General features: G+C 67.0%; 22 protein-coding genes. 12 read left to right on the forward strand and 10 right to left on the reverse strand.

The genetic code is table 11. The features are described 5' to 3' along the window. Window positions 1–10 precede the first annotated feature (10 nt). The 4 genes from BM150_RS19515 to BM150_RS19530 all read left to right on the forward strand — a co-directional run bounded on the left by BM150_RS19515 (window position 11) and on the right by BM150_RS19530 (window position 4,159). On the forward strand, window positions 11–1,348 hold the full coding sequence (locus BM150_RS19515) for a lysine N(6)-hydroxylase/L-ornithine N(5)-oxygenase family protein (protein WP_092928762.1): 1,338 nt from the start codon (window positions 11–13) through the stop codon (window positions 1,346–1,348). Then, window positions 1,345–1,935 (forward strand): GNAT family N-acetyltransferase, encoded by a 591-nt coding sequence (locus BM150_RS19520; protein WP_092928763.1) that lies wholly within the window; start codon window positions 1,345–1,347, stop codon window positions 1,933–1,935. Before BM150_RS19515 ends, BM150_RS19520 begins: the two co-directional genes overlap by 4 nt. Beyond that, window positions 1,932–3,731, forward strand: a complete 1,800-nt coding sequence (locus BM150_RS19525) for an IucA/IucC family protein (protein ID WP_092928764.1) — start codon at window positions 1,932–1,934, stop codon at window positions 3,729–3,731. Before BM150_RS19520 ends, BM150_RS19525 begins: the two co-directional genes overlap by 4 nt. 185 nt (window positions 3,732–3,916) lie before the next feature. After that, window positions 3,917–4,159, forward strand: coding sequence for a DUF2283 domain-containing protein (locus BM150_RS19530; RefSeq protein WP_092928765.1), 243 nt, complete (start codon window positions 3,917–3,919; stop codon window positions 4,157–4,159). Between the two features lie 159 nt (window positions 4,160–4,318). Here BM150_RS19530 and BM150_RS19535 read toward each other — a convergent pair whose 3' ends face one another. After that, window positions 4,319–5,359 carry a baeRF2 domain-containing protein gene (locus tag BM150_RS19535; RefSeq protein ID WP_217641765.1) on the reverse strand — a complete coding sequence of 347 codons (1,041 nt, stop codon included), beginning with the start codon at window positions 5,357–5,359 and terminating at the stop codon, window positions 4,319–4,321. A gap of 254 nt (window positions 5,360–5,613) precedes the next feature. Here BM150_RS19535 and BM150_RS19540 point away from each other — a divergent pair, with 254 nt between their 5' ends. Further along, window positions 5,614–6,009 (forward strand): DUF2267 domain-containing protein, encoded by a 396-nt coding sequence (locus tag BM150_RS19540; protein WP_092928766.1) that lies wholly within the window; start codon window positions 5,614–5,616, stop codon window positions 6,007–6,009. Between the two features lie 198 nt (window positions 6,010–6,207). Here BM150_RS19540 and BM150_RS19545 read toward each other — a convergent pair whose 3' ends face one another. From BM150_RS19545 to BM150_RS19560, 4 genes are all read right to left on the reverse strand, one after another. Further along, entirely contained in the window at window positions 6,208–6,615 is a 408-nt protein-coding gene (locus tag BM150_RS19545; RefSeq protein WP_217641766.1) for a hypothetical protein, read from the reverse strand. Window positions 6,616–6,972: 357 nt separating this feature from the next. Next, on the reverse strand, window positions 6,973–7,536 hold the full coding sequence (locus BM150_RS19550; RefSeq protein ID WP_175496921.1) for a VanZ family protein: 564 nt from the start codon (window positions 7,534–7,536) through the stop codon (window positions 6,973–6,975). 275 nt (window positions 7,537–7,811) lie between these two features. Continuing rightward, window positions 7,812–8,225: a hypothetical protein gene (locus BM150_RS19555; RefSeq protein WP_092928769.1), complete on the reverse strand. Its 414-nt coding sequence runs from the start codon at window positions 8,223–8,225 to the stop codon at window positions 7,812–7,814. Then, the gene (locus BM150_RS19560) at window positions 8,222–8,470 is read right to left on the reverse strand and encodes a hypothetical protein (RefSeq protein ID WP_092928770.1); all 249 of its coding nucleotides are present in this window, start codon (window positions 8,468–8,470) and stop codon (window positions 8,222–8,224) included. The genes BM150_RS19555 and BM150_RS19560 overlap by 4 nt, the downstream gene beginning before the upstream one ends. A gap of 344 nt (window positions 8,471–8,814) precedes the next feature. On the opposite strand from BM150_RS19560, the gene BM150_RS19570 reads away from it, so the two are divergent. The 4 genes from BM150_RS19570 (at window position 8,815) to BM150_RS19585 (ending at window position 11,038) form a co-directional block, all read left to right on the forward strand. Further along, complete coding sequence (locus tag BM150_RS19570; protein ID WP_217641767.1) at window positions 8,815–9,672, forward strand: helix-turn-helix domain-containing protein; 858 nt, start codon at window positions 8,815–8,817, stop codon at window positions 9,670–9,672. 5 nt (window positions 9,673–9,677) lie between these two features. Further along, the gene (locus BM150_RS19575) at window positions 9,678–9,866 is read left to right on the forward strand and encodes a DUF397 domain-containing protein (protein ID WP_092928868.1); all 189 of its coding nucleotides are present in this window, start codon (window positions 9,678–9,680) and stop codon (window positions 9,864–9,866) included. Between the two features lie 606 nt (window positions 9,867–10,472). Next, window positions 10,473–10,733 carry an AbrB/MazE/SpoVT family DNA-binding domain-containing protein gene (locus BM150_RS19580; protein WP_092928773.1) on the forward strand — a complete coding sequence of 87 codons (261 nt, stop codon included), beginning with the start codon at window positions 10,473–10,475 and terminating at the stop codon, window positions 10,731–10,733. A 5-nt stretch (window positions 10,734–10,738) separates the two neighbouring features. After that, window positions 10,739–11,038: a hypothetical protein gene (locus BM150_RS19585; RefSeq protein ID WP_217641769.1), complete on the forward strand. Its 300-nt coding sequence runs from the start codon at window positions 10,739–10,741 to the stop codon at window positions 11,036–11,038. A 448-nt stretch (window positions 11,039–11,486) separates the two neighbouring features. Here the strand turns inward: BM150_RS19585 and BM150_RS19590 are convergent, their stop codons facing one another. Continuing rightward, window positions 11,487–12,512: a siderophore-interacting protein gene (locus tag BM150_RS19590; protein WP_092928774.1), complete on the reverse strand. Its 1,026-nt coding sequence runs from the start codon at window positions 12,510–12,512 to the stop codon at window positions 11,487–11,489. 265 nt (window positions 12,513–12,777) lie between these two features. Between BM150_RS19590 and BM150_RS19595 the strand changes: the two genes are divergently transcribed. The 3 genes from BM150_RS19595 (at window position 12,778) to BM150_RS19605 (ending at window position 16,411) form a co-directional block, all read left to right on the forward strand. Further along, a complete protein-coding gene (locus BM150_RS19595) occupies window positions 12,778–13,476 on the forward strand; it encodes a DUF6802 family protein (RefSeq protein WP_092928775.1) in 699 nt (232 codons plus the stop codon). Window positions 13,477–13,904: 428 nt separating this feature from the next. Further along, window positions 13,905–15,734, forward strand: a complete 1,830-nt coding sequence (locus tag BM150_RS19600) for a phosphoenolpyruvate carboxykinase (GTP) (protein ID WP_092928776.1) — start codon at window positions 13,905–13,907, stop codon at window positions 15,732–15,734. Between the two features lie 392 nt (window positions 15,735–16,126). Further along, complete coding sequence (locus BM150_RS19605; protein WP_092928777.1) at window positions 16,127–16,411, forward strand: hypothetical protein; 285 nt, start codon at window positions 16,127–16,129, stop codon at window positions 16,409–16,411. Window positions 16,412–16,453: 42 nt separating this feature from the next. On the opposite strand, the gene BM150_RS19610 is transcribed toward BM150_RS19605, so the two are convergent. The 4 genes from BM150_RS19610 to BM150_RS19625 form a co-directional block, all read right to left on the reverse strand. Then, entirely contained in the window at window positions 16,454–17,239 is a 786-nt protein-coding gene (locus BM150_RS19610; RefSeq protein ID WP_092928778.1) for an amino acid ABC transporter ATP-binding protein, read from the reverse strand. A gap of 21 nt (window positions 17,240–17,260) precedes the next feature. Next, window positions 17,261–18,046: an ABC transporter permease subunit gene (locus BM150_RS19615; RefSeq protein ID WP_092928779.1), complete on the reverse strand. Its 786-nt coding sequence runs from the start codon at window positions 18,044–18,046 to the stop codon at window positions 17,261–17,263. Window positions 18,047–18,185: 139 nt separating this feature from the next. Beyond that, on the reverse strand, window positions 18,186–18,992 hold the full coding sequence (locus BM150_RS19620) for a transporter substrate-binding domain-containing protein (RefSeq protein ID WP_092928780.1): 807 nt from the start codon (window positions 18,990–18,992) through the stop codon (window positions 18,186–18,188). Window positions 18,993–19,361: 369 nt separating this feature from the next. Next, window positions 19,362–20,786, reverse strand: coding sequence for a M20/M25/M40 family metallo-hydrolase (locus BM150_RS19625; RefSeq protein WP_092928781.1), 1,425 nt, complete (start codon window positions 20,784–20,786; stop codon window positions 19,362–19,364). Window positions 20,787–20,811: the final 25 nt, after the last annotated feature.

The raw sequence follows: 20,811 nt of genomic DNA on the forward strand, positions 1-20,811 counted from the left end.
AAGGAAGACTGTGTCCCCCACTTACGACTTCGTAGCCGTCGGGGTCGGTCCGTTCAACCTCGGCCTGGCCTGCCTGACCGAGCCCATCGCGGAACTCGACGGGCTCTTCCTGGACGAGAAACCGGACTTCGAATGGCACGGCGGGATGATGCTGCAGGACACCACCCTGCAGACGCCGTTCCTCGCCGACCTGGTGAGCCTGGCCGATCCGACCTCACCGCTGTCCTTCCTGAACTACCTCAAGGAGGTCGGCAGGCTCTACTCGTTCTACATCCGGGCGGACTGGTTCCCGCCCCGCGTGGAGTACAACGAGTACTGCCGCTGGGCCGCGCGCAAGCTCGACAGCGTCCGGTTCGGCCACCGGGTCGACCGCATCGACCACGAGCCGAGCGAGGACGTCTACCTGGTGCACGCCACCGAGGTCGCGACCGGGCGGACCGAGACGCACCGGGCGCGCAGGCTGGTGCTGGGCACCGGAACCCCGCCCCACGTCCCCGAACCGTGCCGCGACCTGGGCGGCGACGCGATTCACGCGTCGCGGTACCTGCACAACCGCGACTCGCTGGTCCGCAAGCAGAGCATCACGATCGTCGGAAGCGGACAGAGCGCCGCGGAGATATACCGGGATCTGCTCGGTGAGATCGACCAACACGGCTACACCCTCAACTGGGTGACCCGTTCGGCCAGGTTCTTCCCGCTGGAGTACACCAAGCTGACCCTGGAGATGACCTCGCCGGAGTACGTCGACTACTTCCACTCGCTGCCGGAGCGGACGCGGGAATCGCTACTCGCGCAGCAGCACGGCCTCTACAAGGGCATCAGCGCGGAACTGGTCGACGAGATCTTCGACCTGCTCTACCTGAAGCGGGTGGCCGGGCCGTGCCCGACCAGGCTGCTGACCAACACCGAGGTGACCTCGGCCGAACACCACCCGACGGACGGCGGCTACACGCTGGGACTGCGGCAGTGGGAACAGCAGGAGGACTTCACCCTGCACACCGACGGGCTCGTGCTCGCCACCGGATACCGGTACCGCACACCCGATTTCCTGCGGCCGATCACCCACCGGATCAGCTGGGACGAGTCGGGCAGGTTCGACGTCGGCCGCGGCTACGGCGTGGACCCGACCGGCGAGGAGATCTACGTGCAGAACGCCGAGCTGCACACGCACGGCTTCGTCACCCCCGACCTCGGGATGGCCGCGTACCGGAACTCGCGCATCATCCAGGGGATGCTCGGCGAGGAGTACTACCCGGTCGAGCGTTCCATCGCCTTCCAGGACTTCGCCGCTCCCGGCGACATCGGACCGGCCCGGACCGAAGCGGAACGAGAGGAGTCGGCGGCATGACCGAGATCGTGTTCGAACGCACGGACGAGCGACTGGGCGAGTTCGCCGTGCGCCCCGTGTCGGCCGACGAGGACACCCAGCTGTTGCACGGCTGGCTCACCCACCCGAAGTCGGCCTTCTGGCTGATGCTCGACGCCGAGCCGGCCGATGTGCTGCAGCAGTTCCGCACCATCGAGGCGGCCCCGGGCAACGACGCGTTCGTCGGCCTGCACAACGGGATCCCCTCCTTCCTGATCGAGCGGTACGACCCGGCCCGTTCGGAGCTGGCGGAGCTGTATCCCGTGCGGCCGGGCGACGTGGGGATGCACTTCCTGGCCGCGCCCACCGGCATGCCGGTGCACGGCTTCACCCGGGCCGTGCTGACCACGGTGATGGACATGCTGTTCACCGACCCCGCGACCGGCCGAGTGGTCGTGGAACCCGACGTGAACAACACCTCGGTGCACGCGCTGAACGCGGAGGTCGGTTTCGAAGTGGTCGACACCGTCTCGCTGCCCGAGAAGAAGGCACTGCTCAGCATCTGCACCCGCGCCGACTACCTGGCGAGCAGGACCGCGGGTTCGACCGAGGGGGAGGTATCACGATGAGTTCCGGCAACCCCGGCACGCACGAGCCCGCGGGCCATCTGACTCCGGAGCACTGGCGGCTGGTGAACCGGCGCCTGGTGCGCAAGGCGCTGGCCGAGCTCTCACACGAACGGCTGCTCAACCCCACCCCGACGGGCGAGGGGCGCTACGTGGTCGGCAGCGACGACGGCAGAGTGCGCTACCACTTCCGGGCCAGGATCGGCAGCCTGCGGCACTGGTCGATCGACACCGACAGCATCACCCGGCACCGCGACGGCGCGGAGTTGCCGCTCGACGCGATGGAGCTCTTCCTGGAGCTGCGCGACACGCTGGGGCTGCACGACGGGCTGCTGCCGGTGTACCTGGAGGAGATCAGCAGCACGCTGGAAAGCGACGCGTTCAAACTGGCCAAGCCCCGGGCGAGCTCGGGAGAGCTGCTGGACGCCGGGTTCCAGGCGATCGAGTCCGGCATGACCGAGGGACATCCGTGCTTCCTGGCCAACAGCGGCCGGATCGGCTTCGACCTCGCCGAGTCCGCGAAGTACGCGCCGGAGGCGGGAGTGCCGCTCAGGCTGGTGTGGCTGGCCGCGCACCGGGACCGGGTCGGCTTCAGCGCTTCGGCGGGGCTGGACTACGAAGAACTCGTGCGGTCCGAACTGGACGAATCGACCCGCGAGCGGTTCGAGAAGCGGATCCGCGAGTTCGGCCTGGACCCGAAGGACTACCTGTTCGTGCCGGTGCACCCCTGGCAGTGGGACAACAAGCTGCCGGTGACGTTCGCGGCGGAGTTCGCCACCCGCAACCTGATCCACCTCGGTGACGGGGACGACGATTACCTGCCGCAGCAGTCCATCCGCACGTTCTTCAACGCCGACTCGCAGGAGCGGCACTACGTCAAGACGGCGATCTCGGTGCTGAACATGGGCTTCCTCCGGGGGCTCTCACCCGAGTACATGCGCGCCACCCCGGCCATCAACGACTGGGTGGGTGAGCTGGTCGCCGGTGACGAGCTGCTGCGCGACTCCGGCTTCGACATCCTGCGCGAGCTCGCCGCGGTGGGCTACCACAACGAGTACTACACGGCCGCCGCGAAGGACTCGCCGTACCGCAAGATGCTGGCCGCGCTCTGGCGCGAGAGCCCGGTTCCGAAGCTGCGGGACGGGCAGCGCCTGGCCACCATGGCCGCGCTGCTGCACGTGGACGAGTCCGGCGAGCCCCTGGTCGGCACGCTGATCAACCGTTCGGGGCTGGCACCGGCCGACTGGCTGCGGCGCTACCTGGACGCCTATCTGCGTCCGCTGCTGCACTGCTTCTACGCCTACGGCGTGGTGTTCATGCCGCACGGCGAGAACATCATCCTGGTACTGGAGGACGGGGTGCCGAAGCGGGCGCTGCTCAAGGACATCGGCGAAGAGGTCGCCGTGATCGAGCCGGAGACCGAACTCCCGGCCGAGATCGAGCGGATCCGCTCCGAGGTGCCGCAGAACCTGCGGGCGCTCTCGCTGTTCACCGACATCTTCGACTGCTTCTTCCGCTTCCTGTGCTCGATCACGCACGAGCACGGACTGCTGGACGAGCGGGACTTCTGGCGGACGGTGGCCGAGTGCGTGACCGACTACGAGGCTGCCGCCCCGGAACTGCGGGACCGGTTCCGCGAGTACGACCTGTTCGCCGAGCGGTACGAGCTGTCCTGCCTCAACCGGCTGCAGCTGGGCAACAACCAGCAGATGGTGAACTTGCAGGACCCGGCGAGCGCGCTGAAGATCGCGGGAACGCTGGACAACCCCATCGCGCCCCACGCTCCCGATCGGGGCTGAGGAGCCATGGCGGAGCTCGCGTCGGTGGTCGGTTAGCCGCCCGCGTGGTTAGCAACTCAAGGTCGCGGGGCGCGTGGCGTGGTGGCACGCGATGTGCCCCGCGATCTCGCGAAACTCCCGATGCGCACCCCACCGGTACGGTTTCCGATAATCAACGAAAAATCCCGACCGGAAAAACACCTGGAATGAACGAACAAGATCCCCAAGCAACAGGATCACTTCACGTCGAGTGGTCCTGGGACAAACGTGCCAACGCCGCGGTTTTCAAGTTCGGCGGGAAACTTTCGGGCAACCCTGCCGAGACGCTGGAGGTGCGCGGCAAAAACGATGAAACGGTCGCGCTTCTCGATTTCTCGAACGACGGCGAACTGTTGAACCTGGAGCTGCTGGACGCGGAAAAGCACATGCCGCGTTCATGTCGGGATTGAGATCCGGTCCTGCTCGGTAACGACTCGTCGAGCCTGTGCGCAGCGTCGAGCGGGATCGAGTCGTGGCGGACACGCGGCGAACCCGGCCTGTTCCGAAGCCGGGGTCACCCGTGATCATCCGAAGGAGTACCGCGACCGGCCGGAGGGCAGGTCCACCGGTCAGTTGTCGATCGGGAAACGCAGCAGCGCTCCGACGCCCTCGGCCAGGCCGGTGCCGGACTCCACCAGATCGGCGCGGGCGCCGGTCTCGGCACACGCCTTGAGCAGGAACGCCTCGCGCTCGGTTCCGGTGCCGTACTCCAGCAGCAGGGTGTCCACCGCGCCCATCTCGGCGGCGCGGGCCACCGGGTGGTCACCGTGCACTGCCTGCCCGTGCGCCAGTCCCGAGTTGAGCTGCTCGGCGCGTTCCCGCGCGTTGCGGGCGCTCTCCTTCTCGGCGATCTCGCGCAGCTGTTCTGCCAGTGCCTGCTCCGCGGCCTCGTCCTGGTTACCGCCACGATCGGCGTCCACGCGCAGCTCGGCCAGCCGCTCGGTCAGCTTCTCGCGCACCATGCTGCGGGCCTGCGTCTCGCCTGCCAGCACCAGCAACCGCGGCCGGAACTCGGCCTCGATGGTGCGCAGTCGCGAGACGATCTCCTCGACGTTGTGCTCGACGGCCTGCTCGGCACGGCGCTGCAGCCGTTTGTGCGACAGGGCCTGGCCACGGGGTTTGTGCGTGTCGGTCTCGGCGCCGCCCTCGACGGTCTCGCTACCCAGCTCCCGGGGGTGGTGCTGCTGGGCCAGGACCTCCTGCCGCACCACCGCCCCCTGCTCGTCGGCGATGACCACCAGCATCCGCACCGAGCGGCACTCCTCGCGCACGTACGCGCCCAGTTCCGGCAGCCGCGTCCAGTACTGCGCGTCACCGGCCCCCAGGGCGGCGTCCCACGGCTCGGCGAGCAGCACCCCGGCGTTCTCGGTCGCCACCAGCACACGCCCGTTGGCCTGCTCCTCGCCGTACTCGACATTCAGCACGCTCGCTTCGAGCGCGTCCAGCACCGCGTCACCGGCTCCGGCGCCTGCCAGCCGTTCCCTGAGGTCACGCCACCGCAGTCGCAGCTGCTCGCTCGACTCCTCGCTCGGCGAGCGTCCCTCCAGGTACACCGTGGCGAACGGTCCCTCGCTCTCGTAGACCGACCGCAGCCGCGTCAAGTCCATCATCGTTCCCCTCTCGCAACGCCGAGGACCGTCCTGCCGGACCGACGTCGAACACTCGTGAGAAGTGCTCACACGTCGATCACAGCCACTGGCCTGTGCATGCCCCGCACACAGCGCGGCAAACCCACACGGTGCCACAGAGTGACCCAGATCACGTTTATCGACCACGGCGGCGTGGGCACTGCGATGAGAGCCGCACCGAAAAGACCCCTCCGGCTTCGAGGGGGCGAGGCAGAACGATGCGATGAAGGAGTTCGATGGCAGAGATCTGGCAGAGCGAACCCATGCGCGACTTCGCCGAGCAGGTACGGCAGAGCGCGGGCATGTCCTCGGCGGACGAGGCGTCCCGCGTCGCTCGCGCCACCCTGACCACACTGGCCGAGGCCGTCAGTGCCGGTCAGGTCGACGAGCTGGCCGAGGGACTGCCGGAGGAGCTACGGAACGAACTCTCGCAGCGCAGTGGGCGGGCGCGTTCGCTGAACAAGCTCGAGTTCCTGGACCGCATCAGCGGCGAGATCGCCACCACCGATCTGGAGACCACCGAGGAACAGGTCAGGGCGGTGCTGACCACGCTGCGCCGGTGGGCCCCCTCTGACGAGACCGCCGACACCGTGGAGCAGCTGCCGGGCTCCATCGCCGGACTCTTCGAGTAGCACCCCGCGAGGCTCCCGGGGCTCCCCGGCGAATCTCGGGGGTTCCCAGTGATCGCACTCGGCAGCCAGTGACCGCACGCGGTGCCCGAGCGAAGCCGCACCGGTACCGCCGCGCGGCGATTTCGCGAGAAATTGACACGGGGTTCGGCGGTGGTGCCGTCGGTGCCGTTCGTACATTTCGCGAGAGATCGGCGCGGTTCAGAGGGCTCCCAGCTGCTGCCTGAGCCGGTCGAGTTCCGCTTGGGCGAGCACGAACTCCACGCGGGACTTGTCCGGCCAGCGCAGTTTCTCCTTGGCGAACTCCGGCTCGGGGCGCTGTGATTCGGAGACCCAGAGCAGTTCGGGAGGTTGCTCACCGCTCGTTCCCAGCAGCGCAATCAAGGAGCGCGACCACGCCAACCACATCTCCCGCTCGGACTCCTTGGCGGCGTCAGCGAAGGAGAGGGCGGCGCAGGACCTCTTGCCGTGAATAGTGAGCTTCCCTACCGGCCCACGGCCGGAAGGACCGGCATCGTTGAAGATCTCGTCCAGCCCACCGAGGACCGCGGTGATCGGAAGCGACAGAATCACCACCGAGATCCACATCGTGCCACGAAGTATCCGCATCGTCCTGCTGGATCCGTGTGGCGTACCGTTCTTTCGCCGCTCGGGCACGGCGTACTCCACGGAACGAACGTGGAATCGGATCACCGAAGTGCGCTCAAATCCGAGCTGGTCGGCGACGAGACGCACCTCCTCGCGCCGCCGCTCGGAAATCGGAGTTTCGTCGAACTCCGTTGCCTCGACCATTCGAGCCCTCAGGAAATTGACAGTGACAAGCGTGGCATGGCTGACACGCCAGGTCACGGCATCAGCCGGGCACTGTACGTGCTGACCGATGCTCATGATCACATCGTCGCCGCTGGCCGGTACGGCTCGGCCGCAGCGCGGCCACTGACCGTTACGGAGATCTCGCCCGACGAATCACGTGGGACTGCGTTCGTCGGAGTAGCGGCTCCTCGGGGACTCCGATGTGGACCTCCACTTCCGCCAACCTCGCGCGGCCCACGCCCCGAGCAGCGCGCCCGCCGTGTTGAGGATGACGTCATCGGTGCTGCTCACTCTCCCCACCGCCAGGAAGTACTGGGCGAACTCCACGGCGAGTGAAGCCATCAGGGCCACCAAGCCGATCCGCGCGACCGAGCGTGCCCACCGGAACCGCAGCGGCAGGACCACTCCGAGCGGCAGCAGTAGCACCGTGTTCGCCACCAGCTGCACCACCGCGGCGGTCTCCCCTCGCCGCACACCGTCGAAAGGGGATGCCAGTTCCGCTCCGGGCAACAAACTCACCTGACTCGGCGCGCCGTAGGTCGGGCTGAACACCAGATAAGCCACTGGTAAGCACGAGAGGACAACGGCCACGTCCCCGGCGGCTTGCCACCGATCACCCCGAAGTTTGGCCCACCCCCACCAGAGCAACACCGCTACCGGTATTCCGATCAGTGCCACCACGAGAAGATCGCCGAAGGAACGAAGCAGCTGCGTCACAAGCTTCATGCTCTCGTGGGGTCCCCGCCCGGCCGGGTGGGAGCGGGGAGGGAGGCCCGGCCGGGCGGGGTTTTCGGTGGTGGCGGTGCGTACATTTCGCGGGAAATCGTCGCTGCATGGGGGCGTGCGCGGCGATTTCGCGAGAAATTGTCGCCCCGCCACCGGAGGCCCGGAGTGTGTCTCGGCGGTTGTCGGGGGTGTGCCGAGTGCACGGTTCCGGGCCGGTCTGGATGAAAAGTGATCGTGGGGGACGCGCTGGTCTGTAGCGGTGGTGGTTAGAGACGGTGGAGCCCGTCGAGGACGCGGCGCATGAGTGCCAGCTCGGGATGCTCTGTCCCGCCCGGATCGGTCACGGGCTCAGGTGCCGTAGGGCTGGTTGTGACAGCGGGGCTTGGTGCTGCTGGTTGCGCCGGAATCGGATTCGGGAGCACCGGGGCCGGTGGGTCGAGCCGAAACAGGTGCGGATGCTCGTCCGGGTCGCACAGCGGCCAGCCGATCAACTCCGTGGTAGGGCGTTCGTCCCTGAAATACGACTCCAGCCGCAGTGCCGCCAGGCGCCTGGCGGCCGGGCCGCTGCCGCCGGCGTGGCGGGGCCGGTAGCCGGCCCGGTTTCCCCAACCGCCCAGCACGATCGCGGTTGTGGCCAGCAGGACGGCGGTGGTCAGCAGCATCGCCGGGTGGGTGCTCACTCCGCATCACCCCGCTTACGGAACTCGTCCGGGTCGATCGACCCCGATTCCGGCGGATGGCCGCCGCCGAAAGCGAGTCCGGCGGCGTAGTCGCGGAGCTCGTCGGAGAGCCGTTGCAGTACCCCGGCGAGTTCGGCGCACTGTTTGGGGGTGGCCTGCCGGGCCGGGATGCCGTAGGAGGCCTGTTCGAGCTTCCACTGCTCGTGGGCCAGCCACATGCCCAACCTGCCCGCATAACTGGTCATCGAACATCACCCCCAGTCCGCACCGCCGCGTGCAGCACATTCCGCAGCTGAGCAGCTTGGTCTACTGTCCACACCGTCCGGTTGAACACCGTCGGCGTCTCAATCCGAATCACCTCCGGCGTCCACCGCGAGATCCACACCAGCAACGACGACGACCACCCCGACTCGTTGCCACACCACACCCGAACACCCGGATGACGGACCTCATAACTGGTTGGCATCACTGACCTCCTGCGGTTCTCAACTCCTATTTGGTTGCGCAACCAGTCTTGCGGTAGCGAAACCAACACACAATGACTCAATCAGGTGACGTTTTGTGCTCGGCTTCTTTGTAGGGTTGGTTCATGGCTGCAACCAGCGGGACGCCACGTGGACGAGCATTGGCAGCGGCACTTCGAGAAGCACGAGTTTCCCGGAATATCGGCCTACGTGACCTGGCAAGGAGCGTCAGAATCTCGCACACGCTCGTATCGCAATGGGAGCACGGCCATCGCCTGCCAAAAACCGAAGACGTGGCGACCGTGTTGACGGGGCTCGGTGTGGATGCCGCTGAACGTGAACGCATCGTCGAGCTCGCCCGCAACGCGGGAGAGAGTGATTGGCTCACCTCCGGCATTCCCGGCATGTCTCAGCAGATGGCCGGGATGCTCGAATGCGAACGCGCCGCTTCGGAGATCGTCGATTGGTCGCCGTTACTTGTTCCCGGGCTGCTTCAGACATCCGATTACGCACGAGCCATTCTCGGTGCTGGGAGCATTCCCCGTGACCAGGTCGAACCGAGAGTCGTGTTTCGTTCCGGGCGACGCGACATCTTCGACCGCGAGCCGCCCACCCGGTTGCACGCGGTGATCGGCGAACCGGCCCTCCGGCTTCGCGTCGGAGGACCCAGTGTGCTGGCGAGTCAACTCCGTTACCTGGTGCAAGCGATCGAGCGGCGAGACAGCATCACCATTCAGGTGGTGCCTCACGAGGTGCGGTGGCATCCGGGGACCGCCGGACCGTTCGTGCTTTACGAGTTCGACGAAAGCCCACCGATCGTCCTGCTGGAGCATCACAGGTCTTCGGCGTTCTTGTACAACGAGGAAGACCTGGATGAATACCGTTCGGCTGCGGATACCCTTCGCAAGGATACGGCGATGAGTCCCGAGGACTCCGCGAAAGTCATCGCCGAGGTCGCCAACGAAGTGGAGACAGCACTGTGACAGGACTGCACACACCGACCAACTGGTGCAAATCCAGCTACAGCGGGCAAGACACCAACTGCGTCGAAATAGGCCGCGTCCGCGACGGTGCCGCCGTCCGCGACACCAAGGACCGCTCGACCGGGTACTTCACCATCACCGGCCAGCAATGGGTCACATTCCTCAACGCGGTGAAAACCAACCGGTTCGACTGAGCCCCAGCACACAACACAGCGCCTCCGGGACAGCACTCCGGAGGCGCTTTTGCTATCCAAGTCCCCGCGTGCGCGGGGCCTACACTCACTGCGCTGGGATTCTAGCGCGACGTAGGCGCTGTGAACACCACTCCGTCACACCTCATTGGACAGGCCACCGAAACCAACGACCGTGAACGGTGCCAAGCTTATCTACCGGTCGGGTCGACCCGGTCGCAGCGACACGGCAGGGTTCGAGCGACGCCGGGTCAGTAACCGGGTGGGCAGGGCACTCGTGGTACCCGGTCGACCGTGGGCTGTCGGACCCGGCGTCAATTTCCCGAGCAACTTAATCTGCTCGTGAAACTACTCAGAGTGAGATAATCTGACAGCCAGAGGAGGGCGGTGCTGATGAGTAGCAAGAAGTCAACGGGACGTGGAAAAAGCGAGCCCGAGTCGACAGCTCGCTCAAACCGGGCCGAGGACGAAGAGCCGGATACCTCACTACCGGGGATTACGAGCGCAACTGCCGAGCAGAGTCCAGTCACGTCGGACGCGGAGCCCTCGAACGCCGATCACGCGGAACCTGTCGAACGCGTACGCGCCTCGGTACGAGGACGCCGCCAGGTGACGTTACCGGAGAGCGTAGCCAAGGTTCTGGGAGTGGCCGAGGGTGATGATCTCGAATTTACGATCGACGAGAGCGGAACGATCACAGTGCGCGGCTGGACCAGCATCCCCACGGATCAACGATGGTTCTGGACTTCGGAATGGCAGGCCGGGGAAGCCGAAGCGGATCAACAGATCGCCAACGGGGAGGTCTCCAGGGGATTCACCAGCGCCGCCGAGATGTTCGTCGACATCGACAACGACGACGAGGATGTGTGACCCCCTTGGCCGAAGTCAAGCGGACGTCTCGATTCGAGAAGGACTTCAAGAAACTCACTCGTGAACAGCGCCGCACCTTTCAACACGTGCTCGATACGAAGTTTCTCCCTGCCCTTGCTCAGTCGCCACCGAGCTTCCCGCCGTCGCTACGAGTGAAGCGTGTTCATGGCACCAACCGCGTATTTGAAATGACTTGGGACGGAGACGGGCGAATGACCTGGCAGTACGAGCTCGAACAAGCACCAGGCATGACCACAGTGATCCTGCGTCGAGTCGGCACCCACGACATTTTCGGCGCCCCGTAAACCAGGCGAGTCACTTGAGCAGCTGAAGGGTTCCGTTCGTCAACGAACATGCCACATCGGCATATCGAGGCTCGCGCCGCTGAGCTCTCTACGTAACCACAATCGTGGCCGTGCCCTGCCGGAAGGGCCCGACCGGAAACAAGAGCGGTGAGGGAACCCCGACTGGGCGGAGCGCCCCGGTCGCCGCGGTACCACAGGGTTCGAGCAACGCCGGAGCGGTAACCGGGGGTCGGGGAATCCGGGGTGCGGGGTCGAGTGTGGACTGACCGGCCGGGCGTCAATTTCTCGCGAAATCGCCGCGCCGCAGCGCGGAAGACCGGGCGCGAGGCCGAGCGTGGGGCACTCGGCCGGGGTATGGGGTGTCCGGCCGGGCGTAAATTTCCCAAGAAATCGCGGAGCGGTGGGCAACGGCGCGGCAACCGCAGAGCAGCGGCGCTTCAGCGGCGGGTCAGCAGCGGCCCTGGCGCCAGTAGCCCATGAACGCCACGGAACCGCGCGGTACGCCGTAGCCCTGCACGGTCATCCGGCGCAGCCGCTTGATGACACCGGCCTCACCGGCGAGCCAGCCGTAGAGCTCACCGTTCGCGATGTCGAGGCTCTCGTCGTAGGCCGGATCCTGGTGCTGACTACCCGGGATCTCCCAGAGCAGGTAGTTGTCGACGTCCACGTCCTCCAGCGCGGCGATCGCCTCGCTCGCGGCGGGGCAACCGTCCACCTTCGGCCCGGCGCACAGCTCCCCCAGCGCGGTTTCGAGCGCCTGCTCCAGCAGCTCACCGTGCTCGCTGCCGGCGATGTCGCGCGGCAGCCACCGGATCTCGACCCCCCTCGGAACGTGCTCCCATGCCTGGATATCGGCTTCGCTGGGCACCTCCAGGCAGGCTATCCCCCGCGAATCGGCGGGCAGTGACTCCAGGATGGCCGCCACCGCCGGGATGGCGGTCTCGTCCCCCGCCAGCAGCAACCGCCGCGCGGTCGCGGGCGGGCACCACTCGCAGCCCCACATCCTGCCGGAACCGGGACGGTCGGGACCGAGGATCGCCACCCGGTCTCCGATGCGGGCGCCGCTCGCCCAGGCGGAGGCCGGTCCGCTGGCTTCCTCGCCGGAACCGTGCAGCACGAAGTCGATGTCCATCTCCGCGCGCTCGGGGCGGAACGACCGAACGGTGTAGGTCCGCATGGTCGGCCGGATCTCCTCCGGCATGGCCTGCCAGGTCGGGTACCAGTCGTGGCCGTCCGGCACGTCCGCCACCGTCCGGCCCGGACGGGGCAGCATCAGCTTGATGCGCTGGTCGACGCCACCGGCCCCGAAGGAGCGCAGTCCCTCACCCGAGAAGGTGAGCCGCACGAAATTGGGGCTCAGCCGCTGCCTACCGGCCACCTCGACGGTGTAGACCCGGGACTCGGGCCTGGCGGTCGCTTCGGATCGTGTGCTCGCGGGCGCCGCGGCACTTACCGTCCCGGTAGCAGTGGCCATACCGTTCCTCCCAATCACGAGATACGGTGCTTCGGTGAGGTTAGCCTACGCTTCTGCGGTAAGGTTAGCCTACACTCAGCCAGTTGACGACAGGTGATCGAGCGTGTCGCACGACACATCTCGAAAGCACCACCCCGGCAGCGGAACGAGCCGCACCACGTTCGCCCCTGAAACGGGGACGGGCACCCCGGAACCGAGACGGCCCCGGCCGCGTCCCAACCGTCGAGGCCCCACCGACGAGAACCAACCGCACGGGAGCGCCCTGATGTACGTGGAGGACACCGGTTCGGGAGACGGCGACATCCGGATCGACATCGCCGATACCGAGTACACCGCCGAGGCCAACTACGACCTGAACGACGACGGCGTGGACGAGACCGTGGCCGTGCTGACCGACGACGGCTTCCTCGCCTACACCGACTCGGACGCCGACGGCGAGGCCGACGTGATGCGCGCCATCGACGAGCGGGGCAACGTGGTCGAGCAGGCACGCTACGACGAGGCGACGGGCGAGTGGACCCGTGAGAGCCCCGACGACTCGCCGGTCCGCGAGCGGAACGGCGGGAGCGAGGGCCGATCGATGGTCGTGGACACCCCGCAGGGGGACCGCGAGGTCGGACCTCCCACCGAGGACACCAACAACGACGGCAGGGCGGACACCGCGATCGTCGACACCGAGCACGGCCAGATGATGGTCACCGACGCCGACGGGGACGGCTCCGCCGACCAGATGGTCGAGATCAGCGACTCCGGCGAGGTGACCGTCGCCAAGCACACCGGCGACGGGGAGTGGACCGTGGTCGAGCAGGGCCGGGTCGACGGCCAGGGGCAGCAGGCGGGGCAGCAGCGCTCCTTCGAGGTCAGCGACACCGAGGACTGGCTGTGGAACGGCGAGGAACGGGAGGACACCGGCCGCGGCGAGGCCTCGGGCACCGACCCGGCCGACGACTCGTTCTGGACCTGACCCCCCGCGCTGAATGCGCCACGGATTCCCGAAACGAAACCCGAGGCCATTAACACGAATGGCGGCAATTCGGATCAAAATGTGCCCCGGAACACATCCGATTTCCGCGGACTCGCTCGTGAATAATCATCCGAACGAGCGAGTCCGTGAGGCTCGACGACGGAAAACATCGATCCAGCTCCCCTCGGAACAGTCGGATTTCCGCGACACCCCGTCATCTGAATCGATTCCCTTATCGTTCTTGTGAGGGAAGTGACAGGACTGATCTCCGCCAACCCCGGCACCTCCGGTTAGCCTCGGTACATCCCCAAATGCAGCTCCGTCCGGATTTCCGGGCGGAGCGAAGCATTTTTGAAAGCTCCGCCGGCCCAAGCGTCGGCGAGAGGAGAGAATCCGGGCTGTGGCGCCCAGTCAGGAGACACGACGCGATGACCGCTTTGACCATCCCCGGTCTCGACCAGGCACCCGTGAATCACGAACGCCTGCTGTCCTGGGTACGTGAGGTAGCGGAGCTCACCACGCCCGAGCAAGTCGTATGGTGCGACGGATCGCAGCAGGAATGGGAACGCCTGACCAACCGACTGGTCGAGGCCGGTACCTTCAAGCGTCTGGACGAGTCGAAGAAGCCCGAGTCGTTCTGGACGGCCTCAGATCCCACCGACGTCGCCCGGGTCGAGGAGCGGACTTTCATCTGCTCCCGCGAGAAGAAGGACGCCGGGGTCACCAACAACTGGATGGACCCCGACCAGATGAAGGCCACCATGACCGAGCTCTACCGGGGCTGCATGCGTGGTCGCACGATGTACGTGGTGCCCTTCTGCATGGGGCCGGTGGAGGCCGAGCCGCCCAGGCTCGGCGTGGAGATCACCGACTCCGAGTACGTCGTGGTGTCCATGCACATCATGACCCGCATGGGTGACCGCGTGCTGGAGCGGTTCTCCGAGAGCGAGGACGTGGAGTTCGTGCCCGCACTGCACTCGGTGGGTGCGCCGCTCGAACCCGGCCAGGAGGACTCCGCCTGGCCGTGCAACGAGATCAAGTACATCACGCACTTCCCCGAGGAGCGGCTGATCTGGAGCTTCGGCTCCGGCTACGGGGGCAACGCGCTGCTGGGCAAGAAGTGCTACTCGCTGCGCATCGCCTCCGCGATGGCGCGTGACGAGGGCTGGCTCGCCGAGCACATGCTGATCCTGAAGCTGATCTCGCCCGAGAACAAGGTCTACTACGTGGCAGCGGCCTTCCCCTCGGCGTGCGGCAAGACCAACCTGGCGATGCTGGAGCCGACCATCCCGGGCTGGCGCGTGGAGACCCTCGGCGACGACATCGCCTGGATGCGGTTCGGCGAGGACGGCAGGCTCTACGCGGTCAACCCGGAGGCGGGCTTCTTCGGTGTCGCGCCGGGCACCAACTGGAAGACCAACCCGAACGCGATGCGCACCATCGAGCGGGGCAACTCCATCTTCACCAACGTCGCGCTGACCGACGACGACGACGTGTGGTGGGAGGAGATGGAGGGGCAGCCGCAGCACCTGACCGACTGGAAGCGGCAGGACTGGACGCCCGACTCGGACGAGAAGGCCGCCCACCCGAACTCCCGCTACTGCACGCCGATGTCGCAGTGCCCGATCCTGGCTCCCGAGTGGGACGACCCGCAGGGCGTGCCGATCTCGGCGATCCTGTTCGGCGGCAGGCGCAAGACCACGATCCCGCTGGTCAACGAGGCTTTCGACTGGCAGCACGGGGTCTTCATGGGGGCCACGCTGTCCTCGGAGAAGACGGCCGCCGCGGCGGGCAAGGTCGGCGAGGTGCGCCGCGACCCGATGGCGATGCTGCCGTTCATCGGCTACAACGTCGGCGACTACTTCCAGCACTGGGTGAACATGGGCAAGGAGGCCGACGCCTCCAAGATGCCCAGCATCTACTACGTCAACTGGTTCCGCAGGGACCCCTCGGGCAAGAAGATCGTCTGGCCCGGGTTCGGCGAGAACTGCCGGGTGCTGAAGTGGATCGTGGACCGGCTGGAGGGCAACGTCGCCGCCGACGAGACCGCCATCGGCCGGGTTCCCACCGCGGACCAGCTCGACCTCAGCGGGCTCGACGCCACTCGTGAGGAGATCGACCAGTCCCTCGAGGTGAGCCTGCCGGAGTGGCGCGAGGAGCTGCCGCTGATCGAGGAGTGGTTCGACACGATCGGCGACGATCTGCCCACCTCGATGCGCGACGAGCTGGAGGCGCTCAAGCAGCGCATCGGTGAGTGACGCTCCGACGACGTCTCGCGAATCCGAGGGGTGTCGAGATTCCGTTCTCCGGAATGTCGACACCCCTTGGGTTACTCAGCGCATTGCGCGAATCGAATTCATTCGAAAAACACCCCCGAAAGCGTGATTCGACACGCGCCGGTAAATGCATCGAAAACCCTCGATCGTGTTCAATCGTGGATATTTTCGCGAACTCACGGTCGAACGGAACGCACCGAAGCGGCCACGAGCGGCACAAACTCCGGCGCGCGATCCCTCGATCCGTTCGCACTGCGTAGGAACACTCAGGGTCACTTGCGTAGGAATTGATTGGCCGGAACCGGACGAACCGGTGCACACTCGGACACGTCCGAGGAAAAACCGGAAAGCCTGCACACCCCGGGAGGTGTGTCATGGTAGATCTGGCGATGATCGCGCTGGTCCTGGTCGCGCTGCTGGCCGTGTGGCTTTTCCTGCGGGGAGCCGACAACGCGGGCAGGCGTCGGAGCGCCGGGTTCGCCCGTTACCGCGGCCACGTCGGACCCCCACCACCGAACCACCCGACCACCACCGACGGGGAACGCTCCGAGGACTCGTACGGCACGGTCGCGCGCGGCGGCGTCACGCACGGACCGGGCGCGTATCGCACGATGCTGTCACTGCGCAGGAAGCGGGCCGAGAACCCCGACGGCGACTGACCGAGAAAGCCGAGCACACCGTGCTGTCCGCCCCGGGCCGTGCTATCCGTCCTGGGACTCCCCCGGTTCGACGGCCGAGGCCGCGTGCGTCGGGTTGAGCACCCGCGCCAGGAAGTTGCGGGTGCGTTCCCGCTGCGGGTTTCCGATCACGTCGGCGGGTCTGCCCTGCTCGACGATGGCGCCGCCGTCCATGAACAGCACCCGGTCGGCGACCTCGCGGGCGAACTGCATCTCGTGGGTGACCACCAGCATGGTCATGCCCTCGTTCGCCAGCCCGCGCATCACGTCCAGCACGTCGCCGACCAGCTCCGGGTCCAGCGCCGAGGTCGGTTCGTCGAACAGCATCACGTCCGGGTCCATCGACAGCGAGCGCGCGATGCCGACCCGCTGCTGCTGGCCGCCGGACAGCTGGGCGGGGGTGGCGTTCTCCTTGTCGGCCAGCCCGACCCTGCGCAGGTTCTCGCGGGCGGTCTCCTCGGCCTTGGCCCGATCGCGGCCGAGCACCTTGCGCTGCGCGACGGTGAGGTTGCGCAGCACCGACAGGTGCGAGAACAGGTTGAACTGCTGGAAGACCATGCCGATGCGGGTGCGCGCCGCGTCGATGTCGGCGTCCGGGTCGGTGAGCTCGACCCCGTCGACCACGATCCTGCCCGAGGTGGGTTGCTCGAGCAGGTTCACGCAGCGCAGCAAGGTGGACTTGCCGGACCCGGAGGGCCCGATGACGCAGACCACCTCGCCCGCCTCGATCCGCTGGTCCACCCCGCTGAGGACCTCCAGCTCGCCGAAGGACTTGCGCAGTTCGGAGATCTCGATCTTTACGTCGCTCATGTGAAACTCCCTCGGCTGCCGTTACCGACCGTCGGGTCCGAACCTGCGTTCCAACCGCTGCTGCAGCACCGACAGCGGGATGGTGATCACCAGATAGCACAGCCCGACCACCAGGATCGGGGTCATGCCCGGGTAGGTGGTCATCGCGGCACGGCCGAACTGGGTGAGTTCCTGCTGGGCGAGCGTGGTGGCGAGCACGAACACCAGGGAGGAGTCCTTGGTCAGCAGGATCAGCTCGTTGGTCAGCGGCGGCAGGATGATGCGGAACGCCTGCGGGATGACGACGGTGACCGTCGCCCTGCCGTGCGACATCCCCAGCGAGCGGGCCGCTTCCAGCTGGCCGTTGGGCACCGCCTTGATCCCCGCGCGGATGGTCTCGGCCATGTAGGCCGAACCGACGATCCCCAGCGCGAGCATGACGGTGACGTTGCGGCTGAAGCTGACGTCGTTGAACGCGGTCGGGATGCCGATCCCGACCGAGAGGAACACCAGCAGCGCGGGCAGGCCGCGGAAGAACTCGATGTAGGCGCCGGAGATCCAGCGGTAGGGCGCCACCGAGGACATCCGCATCAGCGCGAGCACCAGCGCCAGCCCCAGGCCGAACGCGAAACCCAGCGCGGTGTAGAGGACGGTGTTGAGCAGCGCGGTTGTCAACACGGTGGGGAACAGCGCCCGGGCGACTTCGAGGTTGAAGAGCTGCTCCTGGAGACGCCCCCAGTCGGCGAGCAGCGCGGCCACGATGACGACCGCGAGCAGCACCGTGTACTGCACACCGCGCCCGATCTTGGCGCGTTGGCGTTTACTCATCCCGCTGGTAGCGGGGCGGGTTTGCACTGCCATCGAGGCTCCAGGGCAGTCGGAACGGGACGGACGCGGTCGGCGCCCGTCCCGCCACGTGCGAGATCATCGGGAGGACCGGTGGGCTCGGTTCACCCGTCGGTACTAGTCACTTCTCGGACGGCGCGTGGCCGAACCACTTCTCGTACAGCCGGTCGTAGGTGCCGTCCTGCTTGGCCTCGGCCAGCACCTCGTTGATCTTGCTCTGCAGCTCGCTGTTGCCGGTCTTGACGCCGAAGCCGTAGCTCTCGTCGGTTTCGAGCTTCTTGGTGACCTCGAACTTCTGGTTCTGGTCCGCGAAGTCGATCAGCGCGAAGTCGTCGTTGATGGCCGCGTCGACCTTCCCGATCCGCATGTTCTGCAGCAGCAGCCCGAGATCGGCGAACTGCTTGAGCGTGACGCCGTGCTGCTCAGCGCGCTCCTTGGCGTACTTCGCGCCGGTGGTGCCCTTCTGGTACCCCAGCGTCTTGCCCCGCAGCTTCTCGAAGCTGTCGAGACCGGAGCCCTTGGGGGCGAGCAGCGCCTGCGTGGCGTCGAAGTAGGGATCGGAGAAGTCGAAGTTCTTCTTCCGGACGTCGGTGATCGTGATCGCGGCGGCGGCCACGTCGCAGTTGCCGACGTTGAGGGCCTGGCCGGACTGGAGGGTGGTGAACGGTATGTTGGTGACCTGCTGTTCGACGCCGAGGTCCTTGGCGACCAGATCGATCAGGTCGATGTCGAAACCGACGACCTCACCGTCCTTGCGCGATTCGAACGGTTCGTAGGGCAGGTTGGTGCAGGTGGTCAGCTGTCCCTCGTTCACCAGCGGGACGCCCTTGGCCTCGCCGCCACCACCACCGCCGCAGCCCGCTACTGCCGCGACCAGGGCGAACGCGGGTAACAGGGCCGCGGCCCGCAACGTTGTTCGAAGCGCCACAGTGTCACTCCTCCTCGACGGGGAATCCGGATGCTGGGATCCTGCCATCCTCCGGGGCCGTTACAAACAACTTCCCGTGTTTCGATCACGTCAACCTCACCCGGAAGCGGGGTAGCTGCGCAGCGATCGATCACGCAACGCACACCCACCGTGGCCCCAACCGAGCCGGAAACCGGACGAGATCGAGCGCAACGGCCGCGTAAGCGGAACACACGATACCGTTACGCTGATCGGGTGAAGCATCGCGGGTCGGCGAGCATCACCAAGAGTGACCGGAAGAATTTCCCGTCGAACCGGTCGAGCAGCCGATCACCGACCCGCCGGGGGCGACGCGGCAACGGCCCGACGGGCGAAATCCTCGGCGAACGATCAGCGCCGGGCGTGCGCGTCCAGCACGTAGGCGACGGCGCTGGTGACCTTGGCGGCGTAGTCCAGGTGCAGCGACTCGTCCGGGACGTGCGCGTTGCTGCCCGGCCCCAGCGCCCCGGTCACCACGAACTGGGCGTCGGGATAGTTGTCGTGCAGCAGTCCCATGAACGGGATCGAACCGCCCAGACCCATGGTCCGCCAGTCGTTGCCGAACACCTCGGTGCCAGCCGCGTCCAGGGCGTCGTTCAACCACTCGGCGGTCTCGGGCGCGTTGAACCCCTGCCCGGCCTCGGCGTGTCCGAACTCGACGCTCGCACCGTAGGGGACGTCGCTCTCCAGCGCGGTCCGCACCGCGTCCAGCGCCCGCTGCGGATCGGCGGTGGGCGGCAGCCGGAAGCTGAGATCCAACGTGGTGTAGGGGCGCAGCACGTTGCCCGCTTCCGAGGGGTGCGGCAACCCGTCGGCACCGATCACCGAGAGGGTGGGCCGCCACCAGTTGTTCAGCGCCAGCTCGGCCTCGTCGTCGCTGATCATCCGCATGCCCTCGGGCAGCTCGACGGACTCGCGCACCAGCCCCGGCGCGGCCTCGACACCCGCCCGGGCCTCGGCCACCCGGTTCTCCGGGATGCGCACGTTCAGCTCCGGTAGCCGGATCTCACCGGTGGCGGAGTCCTCCAACCGGTCCAGCAGCCGCCGGGCGATCCGGAACGAGTCGGGCACCAGCCCGCTGGCCGCACCGGAGTGCTGCCCCGCGTCCAGCACCCGAACCGTGACGTTGAGCTGCACCATCCCCCGCAGTGAGGTGGTCAGCCACAGCCGGTCGTAGTCCCCGCCGCCGGAGTCCAGGCACACCACCAGGCCGACGCGGCCCAGCCGCTCGCCGAGGTGCTCCAGGTAGGCGGGCAGATCGGGGCTGCCGGACTCCTCGCCGGTCTCCAGCAGCAGCACGCAGCGCGGGTGCGCACCGCCGTGCGAACGCAGCGCCTCGATGGCGGTGATCGCGGCGTAGCCGGAGTAGCCGTCGTCCACGGCACCGCGGCCGTACAACCTGCCGTCGCGCACCACCGGCGTCCAGGGCCCCAGCCCCTCGGACCAGCCCCCGACCGGCGGCTGCTTGTCCAGGTGGCCGTAGAGCAGCGCGGTCTCCTCGGAGGCGCCGTCGGTCGCGGGCACGTCGACCAGCAGCAGCGGGCTCCGCCCGGGCAGCCGGACCACCTCGATCCCGGCACCCGTGATCCCGCGGGCGTCGATCCAGCCGCGCACGTGCTCGACGACCGCGTCCAGATGGCCGTTGGCCTCCCAGTCGGCGTCGAAGGCCGGGGAGACGGCCGGGATGCCGACCAGCTCGGAGAGGCTGGGAAGTACCGAGGACTCCCATTGCCGCTGTACGAAGGTGTTCACTGCTGTGCGGTCCACACCCGCGATCGTATTCCCACTCCTCGGGAAAGCT

The sequence above is a fragment of the Actinopolyspora alba genome (assembly GCF_900112765.1).
In the GTDB taxonomy this organism is placed as follows: domain Bacteria; phylum Actinomycetota; class Actinomycetes; order Mycobacteriales; family Pseudonocardiaceae; genus Actinopolyspora; species Actinopolyspora alba.